This is a genomic window from Alkalibacillus haloalkaliphilus C5, from assembly GCF_000269905.1.
GTDB classification, from domain to species: Bacteria; Bacillota; Bacilli; order Bacillales; family Alkalibacillaceae; genus Alkalibacillus; species Alkalibacillus haloalkaliphilus_A.
On sequence record NZ_AKIF01000295.1, the window covers coordinates 1 to 479 of the forward strand.

Genomic DNA, 479 nt, shown 5'->3' on the forward strand with positions numbered 1-479 from the left:
ATTCAAAACTTTTTTAATTGGGTATAGTATGAAATAATAAAGTAAATGTATTCAATAAAGGAGTGGCAAGTCAAAATGGTACCAACGAAAGAGCAATTATCGAAGTATGCTCATTTAACAATTAAAATGGGTGTAAACGTTCAAAAAGGGCAAGCATTATTAATTAATGCTCCAATTGAAGCAAGACAATTTGTTCATCATCTTGTCGATGAGGCATATGAAGCAGGTTCAGAAGATGTTCAAGTAAATTGGATTGACGAAGTGTTAACGAAGAAACGCTATGACCATGAACCATTAAGTGTACTTGAGCATGTTCCTGATTGGGTTGTAGAACGACAAATGACTCATGCTAAAAATGGTGGTGCAGTGCTTAACATTCACGCACCAAACCCGGATTTACTTGAAGATGTAGATGCAGAACGCGTCGCTAAGCGAGTAAAGCTCGTAGTGAAGCATTGAAAGATTTTAAAAAGTATATT

1 protein-coding gene is annotated in these 479 nt (G+C 35.7%); it reads left to right on the forward strand.

Annotation, left to right across the window (positions count from 1 at the left end):
* Positions 1-75 precede the first annotated feature (75 nt).
* A complete protein-coding gene (locus tag A194_RS0116535; RefSeq protein ID WP_017187869.1) occupies positions 76-459 on the forward strand; it encodes an aminopeptidase in 384 nt (127 codons plus the stop codon).
* Positions 460-479 lie beyond the last annotated feature (20 nt).

Bases quoted from the DNA above. Each gene is read 5' to 3' on its own strand.
- A194_RS0116535 (WP_017187869.1), top strand. From the start codon at position 76: ATGGTACCAACGAAAGAGCAATTATCGAAGTATGCTCATTTAACAATT.